This is a genomic window from Pseudomonas iridis (assembly GCF_017980685.1).
Classification (GTDB): Bacteria; Pseudomonadota; Gammaproteobacteria; order Pseudomonadales; family Pseudomonadaceae; genus Aquipseudomonas; species Aquipseudomonas iridis.
Window position 1 is genome coordinate 203,694 of sequence record NZ_JACXXO010000010.1, and the last position, 7,009, is coordinate 210,702.

At 60.6% G+C, this 7,009-nt stretch carries 7 protein-coding genes and 2 pseudogenes; 5 read left to right on the forward strand and 4 right to left on the reverse strand.

The window, feature by feature from the left end; translation table 11 throughout:
- Window positions 1-26 precede the first annotated feature (26 nt).
- On the forward strand, window positions 27-1,493 hold the full coding sequence (locus IEQ42_RS18005) for a purine-cytosine permease family protein (protein ID WP_047302562.1): 1,467 nt from the start codon (window positions 27-29) through the stop codon (window positions 1,491-1,493).
- Window positions 1,486-2,415 carry a PfkB family carbohydrate kinase gene (locus IEQ42_RS18010; protein WP_210704431.1) on the forward strand — a complete coding sequence of 310 codons (930 nt, stop codon included), beginning with the start codon at window positions 1,486-1,488 and terminating at the stop codon, window positions 2,413-2,415. The genes IEQ42_RS18005 and IEQ42_RS18010 overlap by 8 nt, the downstream gene beginning before the upstream one ends.
- Window positions 2,416-2,581: 166 nt before the next feature.
- Here IEQ42_RS18010 and IEQ42_RS18015 read toward each other — a convergent pair whose 3' ends face one another.
- From IEQ42_RS18015 to IEQ42_RS18030, 4 genes are all read right to left on the reverse strand, one after another.
- Complete coding sequence (locus IEQ42_RS18015) at window positions 2,582-2,839, reverse strand: hypothetical protein (RefSeq protein WP_210622816.1); 258 nt, start codon at window positions 2,837-2,839, stop codon at window positions 2,582-2,584.
- Window positions 2,840-2,884: 45 nt separating this feature from the next.
- Window positions 2,885-3,220 carry a hypothetical protein gene (locus tag IEQ42_RS18020; RefSeq protein ID WP_210704433.1) on the reverse strand — a complete coding sequence of 112 codons (336 nt, stop codon included), beginning with the start codon at window positions 3,218-3,220 and terminating at the stop codon, window positions 2,885-2,887.
- An 82-nt stretch (window positions 3,221-3,302) separates the two neighbouring features.
- Window positions 3,303-4,499 (reverse strand): MFS transporter, encoded by a 1,197-nt coding sequence (locus IEQ42_RS18025; protein ID WP_210704435.1) that lies wholly within the window; start codon window positions 4,497-4,499, stop codon window positions 3,303-3,305.
- A gap of 110 nt (window positions 4,500-4,609) precedes the next feature.
- Window positions 4,610-5,263: an HD domain-containing protein gene (locus IEQ42_RS18030; protein WP_210704437.1), complete on the reverse strand. Its 654-nt coding sequence runs from the start codon at window positions 5,261-5,263 to the stop codon at window positions 4,610-4,612.
- 225 nt (window positions 5,264-5,488) lie between these two features.
- On the opposite strand from IEQ42_RS18030, the gene IEQ42_RS18035 reads away from it, so the two are divergent.
- The 3 genes and pseudogenes from IEQ42_RS18035 to IEQ42_RS18045 form a co-directional block, all read left to right on the forward strand.
- Window positions 5,489-5,971, forward strand: a complete 483-nt coding sequence (locus IEQ42_RS18035; RefSeq protein WP_042562173.1) for a GNAT family N-acetyltransferase — start codon at window positions 5,489-5,491, stop codon at window positions 5,969-5,971.
- Window positions 5,972-6,293: 322 nt separating this feature from the next.
- Window positions 6,294-6,759, forward strand: a pseudogene (locus tag IEQ42_RS18040) (PAAR domain-containing protein).
- Window positions 6,760-6,875: 116 nt separating this feature from the next.
- Window positions 6,876-7,009, forward strand: a pseudogene (locus IEQ42_RS18045) (IS5/IS1182 family transposase); the annotation flags it as partial.

A 7,009-nucleotide genomic window follows, 5' to 3' on the forward strand; every position in this document is an offset into this window, starting at 1 on the left:
CAAAAAAGGCAAACAGGAGCATTTTCATGAGTTCATCGAACGCCGGGCAGAGCGCCGGGCAGCTGGAAACGCGTGGCATCGAGCCGGTGCCGGAAGCCGAGTGCAACGGTCATCCGCTGCAACTGTTCTGGGTCTGGTTCGCCGCCAACATTTCCATTCTCGGCCTGCCGCTGGGTGCCACGCTGGTCGCGTTTCGCGGTCTGGCGATCTGGCAGGCAATCATCGTCGCGATCATCGGTGCCGCCGGTTCGTTCGCGGTGGTCGGGATCATCTCGATTGCCGGCCGCCGTGGCCGCGCGCCAAGCCTGACCTTGTCGCGGGCGATCTTCGGCGTGCGCGGCAATATCGGCCCGACACTGGTCTCGCTGATGTCGCGTCTGGGCTGGGAAACCGTCAACACCACCACCGCTGCATTCGTGCTGCTGTCGCTGTGCTCGATCCTGTTCGGCTCACCGGTTGAGGCGAAAAGCGCACCCGTGCTGACGCTGCTCTTCATCGCGATTTTCGTGCTGCTGACCCTGGCGGTCTCCGGCCTCGGCCATGCGACTTTGCTGGTGATCCAGAAGTGGGCGACGTACGTGTTCGGCGCGCTGAACATTCTGGTCGGCGGCTTCCTCTGCGCCACCATCGACTGGAGCGCGGTGTTCAACGCCACGCCTGCGCCGGTCAGCGCAATGATCATCGGCATCGGTACCATGGCGGCCGGCACCGGCATAGGTTGGGCCAACGCGGGCGCCGACATGTCGCGCTATCAGCATCGCAGCGTCAAAGCCGTGCGTCTGGTCGCTTCCGCAGCGTTCGGCGCGGGTATCCCACTGGTGCTGCTGATCACTCTCGGCGGTCTGCTGTCGGTGGGTAACAATGATCTCGCCTCGGCGACTGACCCGATCGTGGCGATCCGCGACATGCTGCCGACCTGGATGGCCGTGCCGTACCTGATCACGGCGTTCGGTGGTCTGCTGCTGTCGAACAACCTGTCGGTGTACTCCGCCGGTTTGACCACGTTGACGCTCGGCCTCAAGGTCAAGCGCGTCTACGCCGTGGTGGTCGACATCGTTGCGATCTTCGCCGGTTCGATCTACTTCATGTTGATCGCCGACAGTTTCTACGGCCCGTTCATCACCTTCATTTCCCTGCTGGCAGTGCCGATCACCGCGTGGGTCGGGATCTTCGTGATCGACTTGATTCATCGTCACTACTACAGCCCGCAGGACCTGCTCGACGTCAGCCCAAGCAGCGCCTATTGGTACCACGGCGGTATCGAGTGGCGCGCATTCGGGGCGTGGGCGATTGCCATCGTGCTCGGTTTCAGCTTCACCACCATCGGCACCACCGCTGAGAATGTCTGGTTCAAAGGTTTCCTGTCCGACTCGTGGCTGGGCCACAACGGCCTCGGCTGGATCGTGACGTTCGTGGTCGCCGGTGGCATCTATTTCCTCCTCGGCGGGGCAAAAGATCGCCGTGCCGCACCCGTCGAGAATGCTCATGCCTAAGATGTTGCACACCGGCCAGGTCATCATCGACCTGGTCATGGCCGTGGATAAACTGCCGCAGATTGGCGGCGACGTACTGGCGCAGTCCGCCGGCTTCGAGGCCGGCGGCGGTTTCAACGTGATGGCGGCGGCGGTGCGTAATGGCCTGCCGGTGGTCTACCTCGGCCGCCATGGCACCGGGCGTTTCGGCGATCTGGCGCGGCAGGCGATGCAGGCCGAGGGGATTCACATCGGTATCAGCCAGCCTGCCGAGCGCGACACGGGTTTGTGTGTGGCGCTGACCGATGCGTCGGCCGAGCGCAGTTTCATTTCCTACATCGGTGCCGAGGGCGAGGTGACCATCGATGATTTGAACTGCGTGGCTTTTGAGGCCGGGGACTATGTTTATCTCAGCGGTTACAGCCTGCTGCACGAGGGCAAGGCGCAGGCTCTGCTTGACTGGACGTTGGCATTGCCCGCGACGGTTCACGTGGTGTTCGATCCGGGTCCGTTGGTGGAATCGCCGGATTCACCGCTGATGCAGGTGCTGCTGCCGCGCATTGATGTGTGGACCAGCAACAGTGTCGAGGCGTTGCGTTTTACCGGCGCTCAAGACATCGGTGTAGCACTGGATTGTTTGGCTGAACATCTGCCGCGAGACGTATTGATGGTGGTGCGCGACGGGCCGCAGGGTTGCTGGATTCATCAACGTGACGAGCGTCGGCATGTGCCGGGGTTTGCCGTCAAAGCGGTGGACAGCAATGGTGCCGGTGATGCGCATGCCGGGGTGTTTGTTGCGGGTCTGGCGCAGGGTTTGACTGCATATGAGGCGGCGCAGCGAGCGAACGCGGCGGCGGCATTGGCGGTGACACGCTGGGGGCCGGCGACAGCGCCGGGGACTGCTGAAGTGGATGCGCTGATCCGCGAGTCTTGCGGCGACTGATCTACCGCTATCGCTGGCAAGCCAGCTCCCACAGAGATTGGAGGTGTGCACAAATGTTGCGTCCACCAGAAAAACTGTGGGAGCTGGCTTGCCAGCGATGAGGCCATCAGCCCCAACATAAATTGCAAGCGGCCGCTCACTGCATCGGCAGCGAGCGGCCCCAGGACTATTGCAGATCCAGTTTGCGCGCTGCTTCAACCCCGGCCGCACTGAGCTTGATCGGCAAATTCAGCGAGTGTTCACCGGCCTCGTTGCAGGTGATATGGCCATGGTGAATCAAACCGCGGTCCTGCAATGAGGCGAGGGCGCTGGCGACGACTTTTTCGCCCCGGTAGTTGTCCAGCACCTCCTTGCCCAGTCCACTCGGGTGGGCGTGCAGCAGGCGGGTGAGGACTTCTTTTTCCAGGTTTTTATCGACGTTCATGGTTACCTCTTCATGGGTGTGAATAGGGTCGCTCGCGTCGGCGAACTACTGGCCGGATCCTTCGGAACCGGAGCCACCGGTGGTGGTTTTCGAACCGACGCCCGGGCCCGCGTTGTCTGGCGTTGCCGGGGCATCGGGGGTGTTCATGCCACCCTGGCGACCGGGATCACTGCCTTGCGTGCGCGGGTCAGTACCGGTGGCAGGTGGCTGGTTGATCAATGGCACGCCAGAGCCATCGGTGTTCATGCCGGGGGCACTGTTTATGACGGGGGCTCGGGGTGGGGTCGGATCGGTAGGGCCGGTGTCCGTAGCGGTGGCGGCGAAAACCGCGGGGCAGAGCAGGGCGCTGAATACAAAAGCGGTCAACCTTGACGGGATCATAGGGCTTCTCCAGTGATTGGAATCCATACCCTTTGTTGGTCTGCCCTCGTCATCGATTGGTGCCTGATGAGCGACGAACGGTCTACATCGCTGGCGCGGTGCTGACGTTGAGTCGTCGCCAGAGCAAGCGGCCGATGGTGATCAGCCAGTTGATCAGCGCCACGGCCAATACGGTGTACAGCAGCGCCGCCATTCCGTGTTCGACGATGATTTTTCCGGCCAGCAGCGGAAAGCCGAACACGCCGATAAAGTACGCCAGGCTGAACAGCAACAAGGCCTGCGAAGTGGTACCGACGGGCGCTTCGTTGGCCGCCAATCCGTTGATCACCGAATAGGTCAGGCCGTATCCGACACCGAGCATGACCGCCGCCAGCAGATAACTGAAAGCGCTGTGCACGCCGAAGGCGAACAGCACAATCGAGCCGAGCATCAAGCCCGACAACAGACACGACGCCCGCAACGGATCACGCTTGACCACAAACCCTGCGATCAACAGGCGACTGCTGATCGCCGCGCTCATGAAGCCGAGAAAGAACAGCGAATAGTCCAGCGAATGTGCGGCGGCGTAACTGGTCTGGAAACTCGACAAACCGCCGAATACGCAGCCACCGAGACCGACCATGATGATCGCGAAGACTGCGCGGGAACCGAGCACCTGCGCCGACGTTGACCAAGTGATGCTTGCGGCTGTTGTGGCTTGGGTGCTTTTCAGTCGCGAGCCGAGACGCCAGAACATCAACACGCCGATCAGGCTCGCCAGCGCTGCCAGATAAAACGCCGAGGTCACCGGTAACTCCAGCGCACTGGCCGCACGCCCGAGCAATGGGCCGCTGCCAATCCCGGTCATCATGCTGCCGGACAGCAAGGCAAAGTACTTCGCCCGCTGCGCCGGGGTCACCAGACTCGCCACAATAATCGGCCCCAGCGTGTAAAACACACCCCAGCCCAGGCCGAGCAGCAAGCCGAAAAACAGCAAGAGATGACCAAACCCCGGCGTCATCGCAAAGCCCAGGCTCGCCGCAACAAGCAACAGACCAAACAAGGCAATCGAACGCGCCGCCCCCAGCAGATCCGACAAATGCCCGGACACCAGCACCGCGACAAACGTACTGAGCATCGCCGCAGAAATCACGCTGCCCGCATCGTGTTCATTGCCACCGCGAGAACCGATCAACAGCGCCAGCAAAAACGTCGAGCCGTAGGACAGCGACAGCAGATAACTGGCGAGGCAGAACAGGCCGAACAGCTTGCCCGACACTTGGGATGTTGCTTGCGACATGACGCGGTTCCTTGACCCGAGAAAGTGAACAGCATCTGTTTACCACGCCATGGTCAGGGATTAGGTGCGAGGTTGGCGAAGTCAGGATCGCGGCAGGCCGGAGTATTGCTTCAGACGATGCCGATCTCTTCTTTGAACTGTTCCATGAAACCCTTCAGACGCTGATGGCGAATCTGCGCCAGGCGCTGGCCGGCGACCGTCTGGAAACCGTCGGCGAGGTGCAGCAGTTTGGTCTGGAAGTGGTCGAGGCAAAAACGCGTGTCGTTGTAGTCGCGCTCCCTCGCTTCCGGATCTTGCGGGTCGTAGAGCGCCGCCCCCATGCGTCCGGCCACATAGAACGTGCGAGCGACGCCGAGCATGCCCAGCGAGTCGAGACGATCGGCGTCCTGGACGAGTTTCGCTTCGAGGGTGAGCGGGGTGATATTGGCGGAAAAACTGTGGGCTTGGATGGCGTGGGCGACGGCATCGATTTTAGCGTCGGTCCAGTTCAACTCCGCCAGCACCGCCGACGCTTTTTCCGCTGCCAGACGTGAAGCTTGCGAGCGCAGTGGCGAGTTCTTTTCGACGGCTACGCAATCGTGAAGCAGCACGGCGGCGAGCAGCACTTCCAGATCGCCACCTTCTTCGGCTTGCAAAGTGCGCACGTTGTGCCAGACACGTTGCAGGTGTGCGAGGTCGTGTGCACCGTCATCCGAAGGCTCCAGAGCATGGGGCAGCAGTTCTGCCGCGAGCGCGGGCAGTGGTGCGAAGGCGTAGTTATTCATAAACATCCTTTTAAGCGAATGCAGAACCTGTGGGAGCGAGCCTGCTCGCGAAAGCATACTGTCAGTCACATTGAAGGCGGCTGAAATAATGCATTCGCGAGCAGGCTCGCTCCCACAGGAACGGTGTTGTTTTGCCACATCGAGCAGGATAATGCGTAGTTGCCATATGACGAGCGCTTCAACGCGTTTTACTATGGCGTTTTCCTCCCCCGACAAGGCCCGTCCATGACGATCGAGATCCGCCCGGCGACTCCCAGCGATGCACCACAAATCCTCGCCTTCATCACTGAACTCGCGGATTTCGAAAAGGCTCGCCACGAAGTCATCGCCAGCGTTGCCGATATTGAGCGCAGCCTGTTCGGCGAAGGCGCGACCGCCCATGGTCTGATCTGTCTGCGCGACGGCCTGCCAATCGGTTTCGCGGTGTTCTTCTTCAGTTATTCGACCTGGCTCGGCAGCAACTGCCTGTACCTCGAAGACCTCTACATCACCCCCGAACAACGCGGCGGCGGCGCGGGCAAAACCCTGCTGCGGCAACTGGCGAAAATCGCCTGCGCCAATGACTGCGGACGCTTCGAATGGAGCGTACTCGACTGGAACACCCCGGCTATCGAATTCTACAAATCCCTCGGCGCGCAACCGCAGGAAGAATGGGTGCGCTATCGCATGGACGGCAAAGTGTTACGCGAGTTCGCCGAGGGCCAGTGAACGATGATGGCTATTTAGTGTTTATTCGATTGTCGCCAAGGCTCTAGTCCGGCATTCTGCGCGCGCATTTTTGCGCGCTCACGGACGACACCTGCAATGCCTCTGGCAAAAACTATCCACGCCCGTGGAGCCTTCGCTGCGTCAGCGAGGACCGTGACCCACTCGACGATGCCTGGCAACAACTGCAAACCACTCCATACCCGAACAGTCGTGAGTATCGTCACGCACTGTTCGACCCCGTCGACAATCGCTGGCGCTTCGCCGCGACCGACGTCGACATCTACCAGTCACACCCGGAGCCTCTGAAGCAAGAAGCTTTGAATTGAGTGGAAAACCCGCCGCACGCGTCACCGGCCCGACCGCATGCCCATTGCCAGGCCATGGCACTAACCCGATTGTTTCCGGCTCGCCGAACGTCTTCTTCGACGGCCTCGCCGCTGCGCGCATGACTGATAAATCTGCCTGTGGCAGTCCGATCACCGGCGCCGTCTCCGGCACCGTTTTTATCAACGGCCTCAATGCCGCAACGCTCGATCGGTGGTTCGGGGACGGTGATTATTGGACAGAGTGGCAGAGGGGCGGCGTTTAGTGGGCTGTTGCCGATGCCGGTGCATTTTACGGACAGGTTGCAAGTGGTGAATGACGCGACTGGAGAACCCGTGCCCTACCACCCCTACACGATTCAGCGTGGCAATGGCAGTGAGGAACATGGCATTACGGATGCTTCGGGATATACCCATACCGTTAGTTCGCATTTACCTGAAACTATTAAATTATTTGTTGAGTGACGGACATGGCAGGAGAAAATACGGCGGGCCTGGAACCTTTGGCTAAGGAAACTCTGAAAAAGGCTTCCAGATTTGGTGAAATACCCGCCTCACAGGAATCGAACGGTTGAGTCCCGATGAAAAAGATGTCCTTCGCCGATGCTGAGTACGCCGGCAAACGTAAGCAGACCCGCCGTGAGCGCTTCCTGATCGAGATGGATCAGGTCGTGCCCTGGAAGGGCTTGATTGCCTTGATCGAGCCGCATTATCC